This window comes from Pseudomonas sp. NEEL19, from assembly GCF_028751975.1.
Classification (GTDB): Bacteria; Pseudomonadota; Gammaproteobacteria; order Pseudomonadales; family Pseudomonadaceae; genus Aquipseudomonas; species Aquipseudomonas juntendi.
The window spans coordinates 2,781,571-2,801,065 of sequence record NZ_CP081491.1; the positions used below are offsets into that span (position 1 = coordinate 2,781,571).

A 19,495-nucleotide genomic window follows, 5' to 3' on the forward strand; every position below is an offset into this window, starting at 1 on the left:
CCCTTCCCCTTCCTAGGAGATCACGATGCAATACGTAAAGCTGGGTAGCACCGGCCTGGATCTTTCCAGGTTGTGCCTGGGTTGCATGACGTTCGGCGATCCGGATGCCGGCACCCACCCCTGGACCTTGAACGAAGAGGCCAGCCGGCCGATCATTCGCCATGCCGTCGAGCAAGGCATCAACTTCTTCGACACTGCCAACAGCTACTCTGCCGGCACGTCGGAAGTGATCGTCGGCAAACTGCTGAAGGCCTTCACGCGCCGTGAAGAAACGGTCATCGCCACCAAGGTGTTCTACCCACCGAACATGGGGCAAGGCACCCACCGGCCCAATGAACAGGGCTTGTCCCGCAAGGTGATCATGGCCAGCATCGACGCCAGCCTCACGCGCCTGGGCACCGACTATGTGGACCTGTACCAGATTCACCGCTGGGACTACCACACGCCCATCGAGGAAACCATGGAAGCCCTGCACGACGTGGTCAAGGCTGGCAAGGCGCGCTACATCGGCGCTTCGTCGATGTATGCCTGGCAGTTCGCCAAGGCTCAGCAGGTAGCGGCCAGCAACGGCTGGAGCCGCTTCGTTTCGATGCAGAACCACCTCAACCTGCTGTACCGCGAAGAAGAACGCGAGATGATCCCGCTGTGCCTGGACCAAGGCGTGGGCTTGTTGCCCTGGAGCCCGATGGCCCGCGGCCGCCTCACGCGCCCCAACGGCCAGCAGACCGACCGCACCCGTAGCGACCTGTCCGGGCAGTCGTTCTATAAAGATACCGAGGTCGAAGATGGCCGGGTCATCGATGTCGTCGAGCAGATTGCCGGCGAACGGGGGGTGCCAATGGCCCAGGTCGCGCTGGCATGGGTGTTGGGCAAAAACGGCGTAAGCGCACCGATCGTCGGCGCCTCCAAACCCGCCCATCTGGATGATGCGCTGGCCGCGCTGTCGGTGCAGCTCAGTGCCGATGAAGTGGCACGGCTGCAGGCGCCGTATATCCCGCACGCGGTGGCTGGCTTCAAGTAGCGTGGGCCTTTGCCAGCTCGCCGGGTATGCCCGGCGTGCTGGCCAATGACGATGAAAGTATTACAATGCGCGTCCTCGCATTTGAATATTTTTCTCTTATGAAATCACTGCTTTATGCCGTAACTCTACTATTTTCCTTTAGCTTGCCCGCGTGGGCCACACCCCCTGCCACCTTCACCGAGGCCAAGGTCGTGGCCAAGCAGAAGGTGTACCTGGACCAAGCCAGCAGTGCCATGGGCGACCTGTATTGCGGCTGCAAATGGACCTGGGTCGGCAAGTCCGGTGGGCGGGTCGATGCGGCGTCGTGCGGCTATCAGACGCGCAAGCAGCAAAATCGCGCCGAGCGCACCGAATGGGAACACATCGTGCCGGCCTATACCTTCGGCAACCAGCGCCAATGCTGGAAGAACGGTGGGCGCGAGCATTGTGTGGACAGCGACCCGGTGTTCCGCGCCATGGAGGCCGACCTGTTCAACCTGTACCCGGCCGTGGGTGAGGTCAATGGCGACCGCAGCAACTTCAACTACGGCATGGTCAGCGGCAACGCCGGCGAATACGGCCAGTGCACCACCAAGGTGGATTTCGCCCAGCGCGCCGCCGAGCCTCGTGACGAAGTCAAAGGCCTGGTGGCCCGTACCACCTTCTACATGTACGACCGCTATCGCCTGAACATGTCGCGCCAGCAGCAACAAGTGCTGATGGCCTGGGACAAGCAGTACCCGGTGTCAGCGTGGGAAAAGGAGCGCGACCGCCGCATCGCCGCGATCATGGGGCATGCCAACCCTTTCGTCAGCGGCCAGCGCAAGTGGACGGCGGATTACAAACCCAGCGGGGTTGGCGTGGCGCAAGCGGCGCCCGCCCAGGCACCAGGCAAGCCGGGCCAGGCCAATGCCGGGGCGCCGGGTTCGGTGCTGGGCAACCGCAACAGCCACGTCTACCACCTGGCAGTGGGCTGCCCCGGCTACACCCAGGTAGCGGCCAAGAACCAGGTCAGTTTCGCCAATGAAGGTGAGGCGCAGGCGGCAGGTTACCGCAAGGCCGGTAACTGCCGCTGACGGCGCCGCCTGTGATCAGCCGTTGACCAGGTTCGCAGGCCGCTCCCCCGCCAGCGCGCTGAGCAGGTTGTCCACTGCACAGCGCGCCATGGCCTGACGAGTCTCTTGTGTCGCAGAGCCGATGTGCGGGGTTGCTACCACGTTGTCCAGCTGCAGCAGTGGCGAGTCAACCGCCAACGGCTCCTGCACGAACACATCCAGCCCTGCACCTCGGATACGCTTGGCGCGCAACGCGTCGATCAGCGCAGCCTCGTCCACCACCCGCCCGCGGGAAATGTTCACCAGAATCGCCTCGGGCTTCATCAACCCCAGCTCACGCGCACCGATCAGCCCTTCAGTACTGGCACTGAGCGGCACCGTCAGGCAGACGAAGTCCGCTTGCTGCAATAGCGCGTCCAGGCTGCACTGGCGCGCAGCATGGCGTGCTTCTACGTCGGGCTTGGCGCGCTGGCTGTGGTACAGCACGCGCATGCCAAAGCCTGCGGCAGCACGCCGGGCCAACGCTTCGCCAATGCGGCCCATGCCGACGATGCCCAGCGTCTTGCCATGCACATCACAGCCAAAATGCGCCGGCCCCAGGTTGGCCTGCCAATGGCCGTCACGCACCCAGTTGGCCAGCTCCACCACCCGCCTGGCGGTCGCCAGGATCAGGGCGAAACCGGTGTCCGCCGTGGTTTCGGTCAGCACGTCCGGGGTATTGGTCAGCATCACGCCACGGCGGCTGAGCTGCGCAACGTCGTAGTTGTCCACCCCGACCGAAACGCTGGACACGACCTCCAGCTGCGGCGCCAAATCGAGCAGGCTGGCGTCCAGGCGCAGGCTGGCGCCCAGCAACCCGTGCGCCCCTGGCAAGGCATCGCGCAGGCGCGCCAGGCCATCGGGCTGGGCAATGTCCACCCAGGTCACGTCCACCTGGGCGTGCAGGCGCGCCATCAGGTCATCGGAAAGGCGCTTGTACAAGACGATTCGTTTTTTCATTGCAGTCATTCCTAAGGGTTCAGCGCCAGGCGCGTGCCATTGCGTTTGCCCGGCCGGAGGTCTGGGAGGTATTGAGGGCGGCCGTCAGCGCCACGGCAGTCAGCAGCGCACCGCACATGAACAGGTACGAGGCGCCAGGCCCACCCGTGGCGCCATTGAGGTAGCCCACCAGCCAGGAGCCGCCGAAAGAGCCCAGCGCCCCCATGCTGTTGATCAGCGCCATGGCACCCCCGGCGACATTGGCCGGCAGTATCTCGGGCACGATGGCGAAGAACGGGCCATAGGGCGCGTACATGCAGGCGCCAGCGACCACCAGCAGCGCGTACGACCACCAGAAGTGATCGGTGCCCAGGGCATAAGAGCCATAGAACGCCACGGCAGCGATCAGCAGCGGCGGCCACACGAAGCGCTTGCGCTTTTGCACGCGGTCAGACGCCCAGGACACGCCCACCATGGCCACTACCGCCGCCAGGTAGGGCACCGAGGCCAGCCAGCCGGCCTGCACAATGTCGACGTTGGCCGCCTGCTTGAGGATCGACGGCAACCACAGCACGAAGCCGTACACGCCAATGCTCCAGCAGAAGTACTGCAGCGCCAGGATGATCACCTGCGGCGAGCGGAATGCCTCGCGGTAGTTCTTGACCGGCTTGATGCCCTGCTGCTCGGCCGCCAGCGCCTGTTGCAGGTCTGCTTTTTCCTGGGCGCTCAGCCAGCTGACCTGGGCTGGGCGGTCATCCACCAGGCGCCACCAGAAGAACGCCCAGATCACCGCCGGCAGGCCCTCGATGATGAACATCCAGCGCCAGTCGTAATGCTTGATCAGGTAACCCGACACCACCGACATCCACAGGATGGTGACCGGGTTGCCGAGCATCAGGAAGGTGTTGGCGCGGGAGCGCTCGGCACGGGTGAACCAGTGGCACAAGTACACCAGCATGGCGGGCATCACTGCGGCCTCGACCACGCCCAGCAGGAAGCGGATGCCGATCAGCATGTAGACATTGCTGACCATCCCGGTAAGCGTGGCCAAACCGCCCCAGAGGATCAGGCAGACGAATATCAGCTTCTTCACGCTGCGTTTTTCAGCGTAGATGGCCCCAGGTACCTGGAAGAAGAAGTAGCCAAGGAAGAACAACGCCCCCAGCAAGGACGACAGCACGGGCGTGATGTGCAGGTCTTCGGCCATGCCCGAGGCGGCGGCGAAGCCGTAGTTGGCGCGGTCCAGATAAGCCAGGCTGTAGGTGAAGAACACGATCGGGATGATGTACCACCAGCGACGCGGTGCCAGTTTTTGGCTTTGCATGGTCTTTGACTCCTGAGCTTGTTGTTTTTGTGGCAACAGGTGATTCCGGTTAAAGCATTCAGGCACTTCTGCGCAGGTCGTAGGCCTCCAGTTCGTGACGCAGCGGCAGCCCTTCCATGTCGCCGCGCGATTGCACGGCGCGGCTGCCGCACCAGTTGCCACGCGCCACCGCCTCTGCCACTGGGCGCCCCTCGAGCAGTGCGCTGAGCACGCCCACGGCGAACGCATCACCGGCGCCGACGGTGTCCACGACACGGCTGACGGCTACAGGGGCGACCTGGCCCTCGCCGTTGCCACTGCGCCAGTAGGCTCCGGCGTCGCCCAGCTTGATCACCACCAGTTCCACGCCTTGGTCGAGGTAGAACGCTGCGATATCGGCGGGGCTGTGCTGGCCCGTCAGCAGGCGGCCCTCTTCCAGGCCTGGCAAGACCCAGTCGGCTTTGCTCGCCAGGGCATTGATTTCGCGCACCATGCTGGCCTGGTCCGGCCATAGCGAGGGCCGCAGGTTGGGGTCGAACGAGATGCTGCGCCCGGCTGCACGCATGGCGTCGAGCAGCCCGTGCGACAGTGCCCGGCAGCTTTCCGACAGCGCCGGCGGGATGCCCGTGGCATGCAGGTGGCGCGCTTGCAGCAAGCCAGGTTGCAGCAGCGCAGGCGACAACCGGCTGGCTGCCGAACCCCGGCGGAAGTATTCGACCGCGGGGTCGCTGCCATCATCGCAACGGGCCTTGAGCTGGAAGCCGGTGGCGCAGTGGCCATCCACTTCCACCGCCGAACAGTCCAGGCCTTCACGGCGCAGGCTGTCGAGCACGAAGCGCCCCAGCGAGTCGTCACCTACCCGGCTCAGCCAGCGTACCTTGAAGCCCAGCCGTGCAAGGCCGATGGCCACGTTACTGTCCGCGCCGGCGATACGCTTGCCGAACTGCCCGACACTGGCCAGGTCGCCGCAGTGCTCGGCGACGAACATGGCCATGGTTTCGCCAAAGCACAGCACGTCATGCTCATGCATGGGCCACCTCCTGGTCAGCACCCAGCCGCGACAGGCTGTGCACCTGGGCCCGGGTCAGGGCCAACAGGTCGTCGCCGGCCAGGGGATACTCGACGGCGCGTACCACCCCAGGGGCGAATTCGGCCAGTTGCTCGGCCCAGGCGCGCAGGTCTGATGCTTGCGGCGGCACGGCGACCAGGCGGCCGTCGGCACGGCGCTGTACGCCCTTGCAATGCACATAGCGCACCCACCGGCCAAGTTGCCGGGCAGCGTGCAACGCCACCTCGCCCTGCCAGTGCCAATTACCGATATCGAACGTCATGCCCAGGTTCAGGCCGCATGCATCGGCCTGCTCGAAGAAGCGCTGCAGGGGCTCGATTCTGCCGCCTTGCAGGGTCTGGTCGTTTTCCACCAACAGCAACGGCCCCTGCGCGGGCAGCAGCGCCGCCAAGGCCGAAAGGTCGCAGTGTTCATTGAAATGGCCCAAGGACACTTTCAGCGCCACCGCGCCCAACGCCCGCGCGGTGTACAGTTTGTGCACCAGCGAAGGGTCGGGCACGCCCTGCGCCGTCCACAGCTCCAGCGGGGTCGAATACAGGCACTCCATGCCCAACCCGGCAATCACGGCACCCAGTGCCGCGGCATCGGGTGCACTGGCGAACAATTCTTCACGCAACTCCACCCGGCTGACGCCTGCGGCGGCCAAAAGGTCGAGAAACTGCTCCTGGCCACGTTGCCGGACAAAGTCGGCGCCATAGCTGGAGAGGCTGATGGAAACGGGGTTCGGGTACATTGTTTTTATCCTTTTGAAACCGGTTTCATTTTTATACGGCAGCGTCAGGCACAAGGCCTGCCGCTGCTTACTGGGGTCGGGTCGAGCCGCGGATGACCAGGTCGGCCTTGAATTCGATGCGTCGTGCCGCTGCGCCATCGCCGCGAAGCCGGCCGAGCAGGCTTTCGAAGGCTGCTACGCCGATGCGTTCGGTAGGCTGGGCCAATGCCGTGATGCCAGTGCCGACCAGGGGGTACCAGTCCAGATCGTCGAGTGCGACCAGGCCGACATCGGCAAACAGATTGCACCCGGCGTCATGCAGGGCCCGGGTCACGGCCAGGGTGGCAACACCGTTGCAGGTAAAAATGGCTTGCGGGCCATGACCGCGGTCAGCCAGGAACGCGGCCAACCGCCCTGCCAGGCCAGCGCCGGTTTCCAGCACCTGCTGACGCATGCCTGGGCGGCGGCTGACCGAGGCCCCGAACGCCTGCACCCGCTCCAGGCGCGAGCTGGTGCCATCGAGCGGCTCGCTGACCGCCAGGATATCCCGGTAGCCGCGTGCCTGCAGGTGGTCCAGGGCCTGCTCGACGGCGTCGGCATTATCCAGGCCGACCAGGTCGGCATTCAGTTCAGGGAGTTGACGGTCGACCAGCACCATGGGCAGGTCGCGCTGGAGGTTGAGCAGTTCGCCAGGGTGGTGCCCCAGCGTGTTCACGATCAGGCCTTCGACGTTGTAGCTCTGCAGGGCGACCAGGTGGTGGCGCTCCTGGTCGTCGTCACGGTTGGTGTTGCACACCACCAGGCTGTAGCCATGCTGGCGGCAGGCGGTTTCCACGCCATGCATCACGGCTACGGAATAGGGGTTGAGAATATCGGCAACCAGCATGCCGATCAGGCGCGTCTGCCCGCGCTTGAGGCCACGGGCCATCTGGTTGGGGCGGTAGCCAAGGCGTTCGATGACCTCGGCCAGGCGCTTGGCGGTGGCGTCGGCCAGCAACTGGCGATCGCCACCGATGTAGCGCGAGACCGTGGCTTTGGAAACGCCAGCCACTCGCGCGACTTCGCTGATGGTGACCCGTTCGCGGGCATGGGCAGGCGCGTCGGTCATGGGTGTCCTTATGATTATTAGGTGGACGATGAAACCGGTTTCAATACACCAAAACTTGGTGCTTTCGTCAATATGCCGTTGGTCGGCCGAAGCGACCGGGCTGGCCAGCCGGGCAAGGCCAGGTTCGGCGACACAATGCCTTCGCCGAACCTGAGGCAACCCCCTCTCAGCGCAATGCCTTCACATCCCCGGCGGTAACCGCCCCCGCCTGGTTACCCCAGCTGGTCCTGATGAAGTTCACCACCTCGGCAACTTCCTGGTCGCTCAGGCGCCAGCCAAACGCTGGCATGGTGAAATTCGACGGTGCGGTGTGCGTCGCCGGCACCGTGCCGCCTGCCAGCACCACATGGATCAGCGAGGTGGCGTCCGCCGTCTGCACCACCGGGTTGCCGGCCAGGGCCGGGAACACACGGGTGTAGCCCTGGCCATCGGTTCGGTGGCAAGCGGCACAGTTGTCGATGTACACCGCGGCGCCAGGCTTGCTGTCGTCACCGCGCCACAGGGCATCGGCCACCTGCTTGTCGTAGACATGCGGCTGGTCGTTCGGGTCGCTGGGCGGCAGGGTCTTCAGGTAACGGGCAATCGCCGTCAGGTCGGCATCGGTCATGTACTGCATGCTGTGCTCGACCACGTCGCTCATGCCGCCGAACACCGCACTGCGGTCACTGCGCCCGGTCTTGAGAAACTGCACCAGCTCGGCTTCGCTCCAACTGCCCAGGCCGTCCTTGTGATCGCCGCGCAGGTTCTTGGCGATCCAGCCCTCCAATGGCGCGCTGCCGGCAAGGAACTGCTTGCCCTCGGCCGGGCTCAGCGCCTTTTCCTGCATGGTCAGCGCCCGCGGGGTGTGGCAGGCACCGCAATGCCCCAGGCCTTCGACCAGGTACGCGCCACGGTCGACCACCGGGTCAGCCGCTGCCGAGGCTTGCCAGGGCGTTGCCGCAGGCGCGAACAGGCCACGCCAGATGGCCAACGGCCAACGCATGCTCAGCGGCCAGGGAATATCGGTAGCCTGGTTGGGCTGCTCCACCGGCTCGACGCCCTTCATGAAATAGGCGTACAGCGCCTGCATGTCCTGCTCGGTGATGCGCGCGTACGAAGGGTATGGCATGGCCGGGTACAGGGTGCTGCCGTCCTTGCCGATCCCTTTGCGTACAGCCTGGTCGAAGTCTTCGAAGCTGTAATGGCCAATGCCACTGGCGGACGGGGTGATATTGGTGGAGTACACCGTGCCGATAGGTGTTTGCATCGGCAGGCCACCGGCGAAGGGCTTGCCCCCCTTGGCGGTGTGGCAGGCCACACAGTCACCGGCGCGGGCCAGGTATTCACCCTGACGCACCTGCGCATCCTCAGCGGCAACGGCCTGGCCAGCCACGCCGGCGCCCAGTAGCAGGGTTGCGATCAACATTGTCTTCATGCTCATCGCTCCTCAAACCTGGACCAGCGGGCCGGGGTTTTTCAGGTACTGCTCACGAATGGCCCGAGCCGACCAGTAGGTCAGCGCCGCCACCAGCCCTGTGGGGTTGTAACCCAGCCCCTGGGGGAATGCAGATGCCCCCGGAACGAACACATTGTGTACATCCCAGCACTGCAGGTAACGGTTGAGCGCGCTGGTTTTCGGGTCGGTGCCCATTATCGCGCCGCCGTTCAGGTGGGTGGTCTGGTAGCTGGCGGTGTTGAAGTGGTCCTTGACCTTCTTGCCCAGCACGGCAATGGCCTTGGGGTTCATCGCCTGGGCAATCTTGCTCAGCTTGTCGACCATGAACTGGTTCATCCTGATGTCGTTTTCCTGCCAGTCGAAGGTCATGCGCAACAGTGGCTGGCCGTAGGCGTCCCGGTAGGTCGGGTCCAGGTCCAGGTAATTGCCACGGTAGGACTGGTGGGCGCCGTGGGCGTCCATCGACACCTGATGGGTGTAATAGTCGGCCGTGGCCTTCTTCCAGGCGCTGCCCCAGGCCGGGGTGCCAGGCGGGTTGGCAGTACCGGCGATGGGCCGGCTGCCAGCCTGGTTCACCCACATTGGCGAGCCACCGACGAAGCCATGCGGGCCATGGTCGAAGTTGTCGGCGTTGAAGTCATCGATGGCAATGCCATTGCCACCGGCGCCGATGAAGTTGTTGGTGTAGGTGTCCTTGTCGAAGAACGCCTTGACCGTGCCCATGTTCTGGTAGGCAAAGTTGCGCCCGACCACACCCTCGTTGCTCACCGGGTCGTAGGGCTTGCCGATACCGGAAAGCAGCATCAGCCGCACGTTGTTGAACTGGAACGCCGCCAGGATCACCAGGTCGGCCGGCTGCTCCACCTCGCGCCCCTGGGCGTCGATGTAGGTCACGCCGGTAGCCTTGCGCTTGCTGTCGTCCAGGTTCACCCGCAGCACATGGGCGTTGGCCCGCAACTCGAAATTCGGCACTTGGCGCAGCGCTGGCAGAATATTCACATTCGGCGATGCCTTGGAATACATGTAGCACACGTAGCCGCTGCAGAAACCACAGAAGTTGCAAGGCCCCATCTGCGCGCCGTAGGGGTTGGTGTAAGGCCCTGACGTGTTGGCCGAAGGCAGGTTGTAGGGCTTGTAGCCCAGGCTGCTGGCGGCCTTTTCGAACAGCCTGGCCGACACCACGTTCTTCTGCGCCGGCAGCGGGAACGGGTTGGAACGGTCGGGTGCATAAGGGTTGCCACCCCGCCCCTCACCTACCAGCTGGCCCTTGACCGTCCAGGCCTGGCCGGACGTGCCGAACACTTTCTCGGCAAAGTCGAAATACGGTTCCAGCTCTTCGTAGCTGACGCCGAAGTCCTGGATCGTCATGCCCTCGGGGATGAACTTGCGCCCGTAGCGCTCCTCGTAATGGCTGCGCAGGCGCAACTCGACCGGGTCTACCCGGAAATGCACACCCGACCAGTGCAAGCCTGCCCCACCCACGCCCTTGCCAGGCAGGAAGGCGCCCAGTTGGCGGTTGGGCAGTGCCACGTCGTTCACGCTATGGCGAATGGTGACGGTTTCTTTCGACACGTCGACGAACAGCTTCTTGCGCACGCTGTAGGTCAGCTCGTCGATTACCTGCGGGTAGCTACCCTCCGGGTAGGTGTCCTGCATCGGCCCACGCTCCAGGGCCACCACCTGCAGGCCGGCTTCGGTCAACTCCTTGGCCATGATCGCACCCGACCAGCCAAAACCGACAATGACGGCATCCACCTTTTTCAAAACAGTCGCCATGCCTCAGGCCCTCTCGCCGCGGATCGATACAGCCGGGAAAGGGTACGGCTCGTTGCGCTCCACCCAGTCCATGAAGTCGGCGCGCGCGCCCGGGAAGCCGATCTGGGTCCAGCCGACCATGCCCTTGTTGCCGCCATGAATCGGGTCACAGAAGAACCCCTCACGGGTGTTCTGCACCAGCAGGCTGAAGAATACCGTGGCCGGTACTGCCTCGAACGCCAGCTCACCCGCCTCGACTTTGCCGAGTATCCGGTCTTGGGTAGCGCTGTCTTGCGCAGCGAACACTTGCCCACTGTTGGCCTTGCACCAGCCATCCACTGCGGCGATGCCCAGGCGGTAGATCTGCTGCGGGTTCAACTGCAGTTGATAGCCCAGTTCGGGTGGGGCGTCGGCGTTGAACGGGCCTTGCATGTACCACTGGGCCCCGGTCGCGTAGGGGGTATTCATCTGCCGGTCTATGAACTCGGCGGCCCCGGCTTCGAGCGCACCGGGCCCGAGGGCATCGGCAGGGATGATGCGCGCTACGGCGGCCTGCACGAAGGCCCATTCCTCGGCACTGAAGAAGGTTGGCTGGTACGTGCCCGCCGGTGGCGCTGCCGGCACCTTCGGTTCCTGCTGCGGCGCGGCCAGCAGCTGGCTGGCACCTGCCCCGAGCCCGGTGCTGGCGACGGTCACCACGGGGATCAAGGTCAAGGTCTTGCGCAGAAAGTCCCTGCGCGGGTTGTCGGGAGCATGCTCGGGCATGGTGAATCCTCATCGGCTGCGGGCGGCCTTATAAGCGCCATCTGGTGTTGTGCGGGCGAGTCTTGTTGGGCCTTCAAAAAGACAGCCGAGTAATCTAGCGCGTTCAGAAATCTTTTGAAACCGGTTTCAGTCTTGACATTGCGACCACGTGTACTCACTCGCGCATAGGCCTGGGCGACGAAGCCCATTACAATGGGCCTACCCCATTCGATACCCAGGCCATGATTCAGTCCGACCTCGACCTGTTCGGCCCTCAGCCACAACGCCTGGCAAGCGAAACCGTGCTGTTGCCCGGGTTTGCCCTGGGCGAAGTCGAACCACTGCTCGACGCGTTGCGGCCGGTGCTGCGTGCCGCACCGTTTCGGCACATGCACACGCCCGGCGGGCTGCGCATGGCGGTGGCCCTGAGCAACTGCGGCACATTGGGCTGGGTCAGTGATGCACAGGGTTACCGCTACAGCCGTTCGGACCCGCTTACCGGCCAGCCCTGGCCTGCCTTGCCGCCGATATTGCTCACCCTGGCCAACCGCGCTGCCGCCATGGCCGGTTTCGACGGTTTCACCCCGGACGCCTGCCTGATCAACCACTACCTGCCGGGCACACGTTTGAGCCTGCACCAGGACCGTGACGAGCACGATTTCGGCCAACCGATCGTTTCACTGTCGCTGGGCCTGCCGGCGGTGTTCCTGTTCGGCGGGTTGCAGCGGGCCGACAAAACCCAGCGCATAGCCCTCAGCCACGGCGATGTGCTGGTGTGGGGCGGCGAAGACCGCCTGCGCTTTCATGGCGTACTGCCGATCAAGCCCGGCGTGCACCCGCGCATGGGCGAGCGGCGCATCAACCTCACCTTGCGCAAGGCGGGCGGCTAGGCTTTGTCGGGCCTGTGCCACACAGGCATGAAACAGGTTGAACGACTGGCCACCCCAGGGTTCAGAGCATAATTACAGTGCCGCCCGCCAGGAGTCCGTCATGCCTTGCCAGACCTGCCGCCCTTGCCGTAATCAACGAGTCGAATCCCTATGAAGATGCCCGGCCGTGCGCCCAATGCCTCACTGCAACTGGACTACGTTCGCGATACCTTGTTCGGGCCGGTTGCGCAGTCCGTTGAATGCCAGTGCCAACTTGCGCCCTTGAATCTGCAAGGCCGCCCCGCGCTGCGTGTGCACATCTGCCCACCGCTCCCGCACAAGGTCGAGCGTGCCCATAGCGTGGCGTTCATGTGGGACGGTCGCAGCTACCATGGGGTCGTTCGCGACAAGGGCAAGTGTGGCGATGGCGGGTTGAACCTGCTGGTGGAACTGCAGTAGGCGATCTACGGCTGGCGGCTGCGCGCAGCCCCTCCCCCGCCAGCCAAAGGCTGGGCGGGGCGCGTGCATTGGCATCAGGCGATGGACTTGAGCGGTGCAGGCGGGCGGTCACGCAGGGTATGCAATTGCTCCACCAGGTTCAGCACATCGCGGCAGCTGTTGAGGCTGCGCAATGGCACCCCGCTGAGGGTGCAGCACTCATCGAGGCTCTGACCCTGACCGAGGCGGATGGTCAGGTTGGCACCATCGGTACAGCTGATCTCACAGCGATCCGGCAGGCAAGCATGCTCGATCAACTGCCGCAGCTCGAGCATGGAAACTCCTATCAACGACATGGTACGACCCTCTCGGTGGGATGGCCTGTTGTGAGGAAGTACGCCCTCGTGGGGCTGGGTGCCAATTGATAATGCGCATGCCGCGGCGGGCGTCCATGCGCCGGGGCAATGATGATGCGGGGAATCCTCTAGCACCTTAGTGGAAGATCGCCTGCCGGGATCGGGTGTTCGGTCGCAGCAACGAACTTCACGACGAATGGTTGCGCAGGGCTTCAGTGGGGGCCGGCACCGGCCCCGCGCCCTTCTACTGCTGCAGCTGGCCAAACCGCCCGGCATGGAAGTCGTCGAACGACTCGGCAATCTCCGCCTGGCTGTTCATCACGAACGGGCCGTAACCCACAATCGGCTCGTCGATCGGCTCACCGCTGAGCAGCAACACGCTGGCACCTTCGAGCGCTTCGACCCGTACATCCGCCTGCTCGCGGTCAAACAGCACCAGGCTGGACGGCCCGGCTTCGCGCTCACCATTGACCCGCACGCGACCGCGCAATACCACCAGCGCCGCGTTGCGCCCGGCGGCCACCGGCAACGCCAAGGCAGCGCCATTGTTCAGGCGCAGGTCCCAGACGTCCATGGCCGTGAAAGTGCGCGCCGGCCCCTGGTGGCCTTGGTAATCCCCGGCTATCACCCGCACACTGCCGGCCTGGTTAGCCAGCGCTACCACCGGGATATCGCTGGCCAGCAGCGTCTGGTAGCCCGCCGCCGCACGTTTGTCGCGAGCCGGCAGGTTGACCCACAGCTGCACCATCTCCAGCATGCCGCCCCGCTCGGCAAAGGCTGGCGAATGGAATTCTTCATGGATGATGCCGTTGGCGGCGGTCATCCATTGCACATCGCCCGGCCCGATCAGGCCGCCGGCCCCTGTGGAATCGCGGTGCTCCAGCTCGCCTTGGTAGACAATGGTCACTGTCTCGAAGCCACGGTGCGGGTGCTGGCCAACGCCGCGCCGGGCCTGGGTTGGGGTGAACGCATGCGGGCCGGCATAGTCCAGCAGCAGGAACGGGCTGATTTGGCTGGCCAGGTGGTCATAGGTGAACAGGCTGCGGACCGGGAAGCCGTCACCCACCCAATGGGCGTGGGGGCTGTGGTGGATACCCAGAATGGTTTTCATGAGAAGGCTCCTGTTTCGGTTTGGATCACCTTATCAATGATGACAATCTGCCGGTAGAGGGCTTTAACGGCCCACATCGTTCCACCTACAGAACAATCACCGCTGCAAGAAAGCCAGCACCTGCTCGGCTGCCATCGCCGGGTCTTCCTGCATGAAGCAGTGCCCACCGGCGACCTCCTGCGCGCTGATGCTGGCATTCAGCGACACCAGGCGCTGCACCGAGCGTGGCACGAACGGATAGGTGTGCTTGCCATAGATCACGTGGGTCGGGGTATTGATTGCACACAGGCTGGCCCACATGCGCTTGGGGAACGAGCTGAAGATTTCCACTTCACGGCTGGGTCGGCACTTGAGCACCACGGCCTCGCCGCAATCGCCGATGGCATGCTCGACATACGCCTGCAACGCCGCATCGGCCCAGCCTTTGAAGATGCCCCGGCCCTGCAGCGAAGCCAGCGCCGCTGTGCGATCAGGCCAATGGCTGCGGCGGCTGGCGGCTTTGCGCGCCAAGGCATGACGCTGGTGCAGGCCAACCAGCGCCGCGGCGCCCATCACGCCGAGCATCCGGCGGCTGAACAACACCGGATCGAGCAGCACAGCACGGGCGAACAACTGCGGGTCACTGGCCAACATCAGCCCGGTCAACACGCCGCCGAAGCTGTGGCCCACGGCAAAGCGGGCCACTTCGCCGTATTCGCCACGGCCCGCTTCGAAGGCTTCCACGGCCAGCGCCGCCGTACGGTTCCAACCCAGAAACGCCCCGCCATGGTCACTGTCACCGTGCCCTTGCACATCACACAGCCACAGGTCGAAATGTTCACCCAGGCGCATCAGCAACGGCTGGTAGGCCAAACAGCAAAAACCGTTGCCATGCAAGAAATGCAGCAGTGGCTTGCCGCTGGCCGGGGTTCGCCAACCACGCAAGGTGAAGCCTTCGGCGCATTCATGGGACCAGGGAATCAACTGCATGGGTTTACGGCACTCGCAATGCTAGGGAAACACCGATTCTACAAACAGCAGCGGGTACAGTGAAATCACCAGCAGCAGGGCCATCAGGACATTGAACAGCATCAGCCAGCGCGGGTTCTGCAGCAGGTTGCGCAAGGCGCTGCCGAACATCACCCACACGCCCACGCTCGGCAGGTTGACCAACGCGAACACTGCGGCAATGACCATTACATTGGTCACGTAGCCTTGCGCCGGGGTGTAGGTGGTAATGGCCCCCACCGCCATGACCCAGGCCTTGGGGTTGACCCATTGGAATGCGGCTGCGCCCCAGAAGCCCAGAGGCTTGCGCGCGCCAGGCGAGGCAGCATCCACAGGCCCGGAAGTGGCAATTTTCCAGGCCAGGTACAGCAAGTAGGCCGCACCTGTGTAGCGCAATACCGTGTACAGCGGCGGCCAGGCCTTGAAGACTTCACCCAGGCCCAGGCCGACCGCCAGCACCATGACCATGAAACCGCAACTGATACCCAGGGCATGGGGAACCGAGCGGCGCACGCCGAAGTTCACGCCCGAGGCCAGCAGCATGGTGTTGTTTGGACCTGGCGTGATCGAAGATACAAAGGCGAACAGCACGAAGGCGCTCAGCAGGTCGACAGAGGCAAGCATGGCGGGCATTCCACTTTCATTGAGGGTGCTGCCACACTACCGGAGTCGTCCTCCTAGGCGACCAATACAGTTACAACAAATTATGCAGATACACTTCACTGTACTGCCATCTTGGATCAAGGAAGCCGTCTCATGAGCCTTTCCATTCGCCCTGCCGCGCCTGCCGATGCCGCGCAGATCCTCAACTTCATCACCGAGCTGGCCGAGTACGAGCGCGCGCGCCACGAGGTGGTCGCGACCCTGGCCGATATCGAGCACAGCCTGTTCGGTGCAGGCAGTACCGTGCATAGCCTGGTCTGCGAACGCGATGGCCAGGCGATCGGCTTTGCCGTGTATTTCTACAGCTATTCCACCTGGCTGGGGCGCAACGGCATCTACCTGGAAGACCTGTACATCACCCCCGAACAGCGCGGTGACGGGGCTGGCCGCCAGTTGCTGCAGCACATCGCCCGCGAGGCGGTGGCCAACAACTGTGGGCGCCTGGAGTGGAGCGTGCTGGACTGGAACGAACCGGCAATCGGCTTTTATCAGAAGCTGGGCGCCGAGGCCCAGGATGAGTGGGTACGCTACCGCCTGGACGGGGACAAGCTGGCGGCATTCGCGCGGGGCTAACGGTTGCTCCACCCGGCCCAGGCACATGCGCAGCTCACCGGGTAATTGACGCCAGGGCCGCCCCATGCTCTCCTTACGCCTCACGTTCAGGTGCCCCTTCATGGGGTGAAACGGGAAACCGGTGCGTCGCAGGCCCTGACCAGGGCCCGACAATGCCGGTGCTGCCCCCGCAACGGTAAGCGAGCGAAGCGTCTGTACCACTGTGCCATGTAGTGCGGCATGGGAAGGTGACGCTTGCCAGGAGCCCTGCTCCTCCTCGCAAGCCCGGAGACCGGCCTGGCGTTCATGAACAACCCGCGGTGGGCGGGCGCTGTTGCATTCCCCTGGGTAACCGCGCCCGGGGCTGCCGCGCCTGCCCATTGCCCACAAAAAGCAGAGGAACGCGTCATGCCCGTCGCCAGCACCAAGCCACACAGCCTTGCCACCCCCGCTACCCTCAGCCAGCGCGTCATCATTGCCGTCGGTGCCAGCTTGCTGGGCCTGTGCCTGGTCTACTTCGCCGGGTTCTCGCACATCGAGGCGGTGCATAACGCCGCCCACGACACCCGCCACAGCGCCGCCTTCCCCTGCCACTGAGTACGCCCCCATGATCATGCGCATTGCCCGCACTGCGGGTTTCAGCGGGCTGCTCGCCGCCCTGCTGCTGACCTTGCTGCAAAGCTTCTGGGTGGCCCCGCTGATTCTTCAGGCGGAAACCTACGAGTCCTCGGCACCTGCCGCGCACCATGAGCATGGCAGTGAAGTGCCTGCCCATGAACACAGCGCCGAGGCCTGGTCGCCGGAAGATGGCTGGCAACGGGTGCTCGCCACCACGGGCGGCAACCTGGTGGTTGCCGTCGGCTTCGCCCTTGTTCTCGCCGCGCTGTACAGCTTGCGCGCGCCCACCCGCGCCAGTACCGGTGCCTTGTGGGGGCTGGCGGGGTTCGCCGTGTTCTGCCTGGCCCCGACCTTGGGCTTGCCGCCCGAACTGCCAGGCACCGCTGCAGCAGACCTGGGGCAACGCCAGGCTTGGTGGGTCGGCACCGCCAGCGCCACCGCGCTCGGCCTGGCCTTGTTGGTGTTCGCCCGCCACGGGCTGCTGAAAGTGCTGGGCGCGGTGCTGCTGGTGATCCCGCATGTGCTCGGCGCCCCGCAGCCCGAGGTTCACCAAAGCCTGGCCCCGCAGGCCCTGGAAACCCAGTTCAAGCTGGCCTCGTGGCTGACCAATGCGGCGTTCTGGCTGGCCTTGGGCCTGCTCAGCGCCTGGTTGTTCCGCCGTTCCAGCCAGGCCTGATGGGCGCTTTCTATGCCGGTTTTGGCTGCCGCCGGGGTTGCCCGGCGGCCACCCTGCACACCCTGTTGTGCCAGGCACTGGCCAACCACGGCCTGGCACTGGCAGACCTGCGCGGCATCGCCAGCATCAGCCTGAAGGCTGACGAGCCGGGTTTGCAGCAGCTGGCCGAGCACCTGGGTGTGCCGTTGGTGCTGTACCATAGCCAGCAACTGCACGCTTACCAGCCACTGCTCAGCCACCGCTCCGCCGCCGCCCATGCCCACACCGGGTGTTGGGGCGTGGCCGAGAGCACCGCACTGGCCCTGGCCGATCGGCAACAAGGCAGCCCACGGCTGTTGCTCAAGCGCCAGGTGCTCGGCCCGGCGACACTCGCCCTGGCCTGCTGAACGCGCCATACCCTTTTTTTGCAAGGACATTCCATGACCGTCTACTTCATCGGCGCCGGCCCCGGCGACCCCGAACTGATCACGGTCAAGGGCCAGCGGCTGATCCGCCAATGCCCGGTGATCATCTACGCAGGCTCGCTGGTGCCGGCTGCCGTGCTCGAAGGCCACCAGGCCAGTACCGTGATCAACAGCGCCGAACTGCACCTGGAGCAGATCATCGCAGCCATGCGCACCGCCCACGAACACGGCCAGGATGTCGCCCGGGTACACAGCGGCGACCCCAGCCTGTACGGCGCCATCGGCGAGCAGATCCGCCACCTCAAGGCACTGGGTATCGACTACCAGATCATCCCCGGGGTCACTGCCACGGCCGCCAGCGCTGCCCTGCTCGGCTGTGAACTGACCCTGCCGCAAGTGGCGCAGACCGTGATTCTGACCCGCTACGGCGACAGTTCGCCAATGCCACCCGGGGAACAGCTGGCCGACCTGGCCCGCCACGGCAGCACCCTGGCGATTCACCTGGGGGTCAAGCACCTGCCACGGATCGTTGAAGCGCTGCTGCCCCACTACGGCACCGAGTGCCCGGTGGCCGTGGTGCACCGCGCCACCTGGCCAGACCAGGACTGGGTGCGCGGCACGCTGGGCAACATCGTCGAGCGCAGCGCGGCCAAGCACTTCCGGCGCACGGCACTGATCCTGGTAGGCCATGTACTGGGGGATGCGCCGTTCGCCGAATCCGCCTTGTACCGTGCCGGTCACGCCCACCTGTATCGGCCTGGCGACTGAGCACGCCCAGGCTTGCCCTGCACAGGGTCGAAACCCCACTGGCTGCGCCTGAGCGCCCTTTCCTGTCTGACATCACCACTGTGGCAGTGGTGATGTTTTTCCACTACCTGTAGGAATTTTCGACAAGTAGTCCGGATACTTTCAACACTTCTATACTCGGGATTACCAAACGTCAGGTTTGGCCGTATGGTGCTGCGCTTCCGATTAACCCGCTTGCAAACGTATTCCTGAGTGTTCCAGGAAGCGGACCACATCCTGACAGGAGTTTTCCCCATGACAACCGTGCTGATCGTCGACGACCACCCTATCGTGCGGTTGTCGTTGCGCCTACTGCTCGAGCGTGAGCGCTTTCATGTCGTCGGCGAAGTCGGCAATGGCAGCGAGGTGGCGCAGGTGGCCCGTGAACTGCGCCCGGACGTGGTGGTGCTGGATATCGGCCTGCCTGGCCTGGACGGCATGGAGGTCATCAAGCGCCTTCAGTGCCTGGAGCCAACCCCCAAGATCATGGTGCTCACTGGCCAGGCCACCGACTTGTACGTGCGCCGTTGCCTGGATGCCGGTATCGGCGCGTTCGTCACCAAGGAAGAGGACCACGAGGCCCTGCTGTTCGCCCTCAAGGCGTTGGTGAAGGGCTATTCGACGTTTCCGCAGATGTCGGTCAACAGCAACTCCCTGGAGAGCGAACCGGTGCGCCTGGCCAGCCTTTCCAACCGTGAGATGGAAGTGCTGCGGCGCCTGGCACGCGGCGAGAACAACAAGAACATTGGAACCTGCATGAACCTGAGCGCCAAGACCATCAGCACCTACCGGGGCCGCATCATGGAAAAACTCAAGACCGAATCGCTGGTCGAGATGGTCGACCTGGCCAAGCGCAATAGCGTCTACTGAGCGGCT

22 protein-coding genes and 1 riboswitch are annotated in these 19,495 nt (G+C 64.4%); of the genes, 10 read left to right on the forward strand and 12 right to left on the reverse strand.

Annotated features, from left to right (window positions below; genetic code table 11):
* Positions 1–25 precede the first annotated feature (25 nt).
* Both K4A76_RS12310 and K4A76_RS12315 read left to right on the forward strand, forming a co-directional pair.
* The gene (locus tag K4A76_RS12310) at positions 26–1,021 is read left to right on the forward strand and encodes an aldo/keto reductase (protein WP_274410347.1); all 996 of its coding nucleotides are present in this window, start codon (positions 26–28) and stop codon (positions 1,019–1,021) included.
* A 98-nt stretch (positions 1,022–1,119) separates the two neighbouring features.
* On the forward strand, positions 1,120–2,076 hold the full coding sequence (locus K4A76_RS12315; RefSeq protein WP_054913492.1) for an endonuclease: 957 nt from the start codon (positions 1,120–1,122) through the stop codon (positions 2,074–2,076).
* A gap of 15 nt (positions 2,077–2,091) precedes the next feature.
* Here the strand turns inward: K4A76_RS12315 and K4A76_RS12320 are convergent, their stop codons facing one another.
* From K4A76_RS12320 to K4A76_RS12355, 8 genes are all read right to left on the reverse strand, one after another.
* Positions 2,092–3,054 (reverse strand): 2-hydroxyacid dehydrogenase, encoded by a 963-nt coding sequence (locus K4A76_RS12320; RefSeq protein ID WP_110679277.1) that lies wholly within the window; start codon positions 3,052–3,054, stop codon positions 2,092–2,094.
* A 19-nt stretch (positions 3,055–3,073) separates the two neighbouring features.
* Complete coding sequence (locus K4A76_RS12325) at positions 3,074–4,357, reverse strand: MFS transporter (protein ID WP_274410348.1); 1,284 nt, start codon at positions 4,355–4,357, stop codon at positions 3,074–3,076.
* A 58-nt stretch (positions 4,358–4,415) separates the two neighbouring features.
* Complete coding sequence (locus K4A76_RS12330; protein WP_110679278.1) at positions 4,416–5,366, reverse strand: sugar kinase; 951 nt, start codon at positions 5,364–5,366, stop codon at positions 4,416–4,418.
* The gene (locus K4A76_RS12335) at positions 5,359–6,138 is read right to left on the reverse strand and encodes a sugar phosphate isomerase/epimerase family protein (RefSeq protein WP_274410349.1); all 780 of its coding nucleotides are present in this window, start codon (positions 6,136–6,138) and stop codon (positions 5,359–5,361) included. Before K4A76_RS12335 ends, K4A76_RS12330 begins: the two co-directional genes overlap by 8 nt.
* Before the next feature lie 67 nt (positions 6,139–6,205).
* Positions 6,206–7,225, reverse strand: coding sequence for a LacI family DNA-binding transcriptional regulator (locus tag K4A76_RS12340; RefSeq protein ID WP_274410350.1), 1,020 nt, complete (start codon positions 7,223–7,225; stop codon positions 6,206–6,208).
* 166 nt (positions 7,226–7,391) lie between these two features.
* Positions 7,392–8,639 carry a cytochrome c gene (locus K4A76_RS12345; protein WP_009682278.1) on the reverse strand — a complete coding sequence of 416 codons (1,248 nt, stop codon included), beginning with the start codon at positions 8,637–8,639 and terminating at the stop codon, positions 7,392–7,394.
* 12 nt (positions 8,640–8,651) lie between these two features.
* Complete coding sequence (locus K4A76_RS12350; protein ID WP_274410351.1) at positions 8,652–10,436, reverse strand: GMC family oxidoreductase; 1,785 nt, start codon at positions 10,434–10,436, stop codon at positions 8,652–8,654.
* Between the two features lie 3 nt (positions 10,437–10,439).
* Complete coding sequence (locus tag K4A76_RS12355; protein WP_009682280.1) at positions 10,440–11,180, reverse strand: gluconate 2-dehydrogenase subunit 3 family protein; 741 nt, start codon at positions 11,178–11,180, stop codon at positions 10,440–10,442.
* Positions 11,181–11,401: 221 nt separating this feature from the next.
* On the opposite strand from K4A76_RS12355, the gene alkB reads away from it, so the two are divergent.
* Both alkB and K4A76_RS12365 read left to right on the forward strand, forming a co-directional pair.
* Positions 11,402–12,049, forward strand: coding sequence for a DNA oxidative demethylase AlkB (gene alkB / locus K4A76_RS12360; protein ID WP_029885117.1), 648 nt, complete (start codon positions 11,402–11,404; stop codon positions 12,047–12,049).
* Positions 12,050–12,199: 150 nt separating this feature from the next.
* A complete protein-coding gene (locus tag K4A76_RS12365; RefSeq protein WP_274410352.1) occupies positions 12,200–12,487 on the forward strand; it encodes a hypothetical protein in 288 nt (95 codons plus the stop codon).
* 74 nt (positions 12,488–12,561) lie between these two features.
* Here the strand turns inward: K4A76_RS12365 and K4A76_RS12370 are convergent, their stop codons facing one another.
* From K4A76_RS12370 to K4A76_RS12385, 4 genes are all read right to left on the reverse strand, one after another.
* Positions 12,562–12,822 (reverse strand): DUF1652 domain-containing protein, encoded by a 261-nt coding sequence (locus tag K4A76_RS12370; RefSeq protein WP_033690293.1) that lies wholly within the window; start codon positions 12,820–12,822, stop codon positions 12,562–12,564.
* 244 nt (positions 12,823–13,066) lie between these two features.
* Complete coding sequence (locus tag K4A76_RS12375) at positions 13,067–13,933, reverse strand: pirin family protein (protein WP_274410353.1); 867 nt, start codon at positions 13,931–13,933, stop codon at positions 13,067–13,069.
* A gap of 96 nt (positions 13,934–14,029) precedes the next feature.
* Positions 14,030–14,902, reverse strand: coding sequence for an alpha/beta fold hydrolase (locus tag K4A76_RS12380; protein ID WP_054913256.1), 873 nt, complete (start codon positions 14,900–14,902; stop codon positions 14,030–14,032).
* 21 nt (positions 14,903–14,923) lie between these two features.
* Positions 14,924–15,553 (reverse strand): LysE family translocator, encoded by a 630-nt coding sequence (locus K4A76_RS12385; protein ID WP_009682286.1) that lies wholly within the window; start codon positions 15,551–15,553, stop codon positions 14,924–14,926.
* A gap of 123 nt (positions 15,554–15,676) precedes the next feature.
* Here K4A76_RS12385 and K4A76_RS12390 point away from each other — a divergent pair, with 123 nt between their 5' ends.
* The 6 genes from K4A76_RS12390 (at position 15,677) to K4A76_RS12415 (ending at position 19,489) form a co-directional block, all read left to right on the forward strand.
* Entirely contained in the window at positions 15,677–16,156 is a 480-nt protein-coding gene (locus tag K4A76_RS12390; RefSeq protein ID WP_054913258.1) for a GNAT family N-acetyltransferase, read from the forward strand.
* A 71-nt stretch (positions 16,157–16,227) separates the two neighbouring features.
* A riboswitch (cobalamin riboswitch) is annotated at positions 16,228–16,450 on the forward strand.
* Between the two features lie 93 nt (positions 16,451–16,543).
* Entirely contained in the window at positions 16,544–16,732 is a 189-nt protein-coding gene (locus K4A76_RS12395; RefSeq protein WP_009682288.1) for a CbtB domain-containing protein, read from the forward strand.
* A 10-nt stretch (positions 16,733–16,742) separates the two neighbouring features.
* Positions 16,743–17,429, forward strand: a complete 687-nt coding sequence (locus tag K4A76_RS12400; RefSeq protein ID WP_009682289.1) for a CbtA family protein — start codon at positions 16,743–16,745, stop codon at positions 17,427–17,429.
* Positions 17,429–17,815 (forward strand): cobalamin biosynthesis protein, encoded by a 387-nt coding sequence (locus tag K4A76_RS12405; protein WP_274410354.1) that lies wholly within the window; start codon positions 17,429–17,431, stop codon positions 17,813–17,815. The genes K4A76_RS12400 and K4A76_RS12405 overlap by 1 nt, the downstream gene beginning before the upstream one ends.
* 33 nt (positions 17,816–17,848) lie before the next feature.
* A complete protein-coding gene (cobM, locus tag K4A76_RS12410; RefSeq protein WP_029885125.1) occupies positions 17,849–18,601 on the forward strand; it encodes a precorrin-4 C(11)-methyltransferase in 753 nt (250 codons plus the stop codon).
* Between the two features lie 273 nt (positions 18,602–18,874).
* Positions 18,875–19,489, forward strand: coding sequence for a response regulator transcription factor (locus K4A76_RS12415; protein ID WP_009682293.1), 615 nt, complete (start codon positions 18,875–18,877; stop codon positions 19,487–19,489).
* Positions 19,490–19,495: the final 6 nt, after the last annotated feature.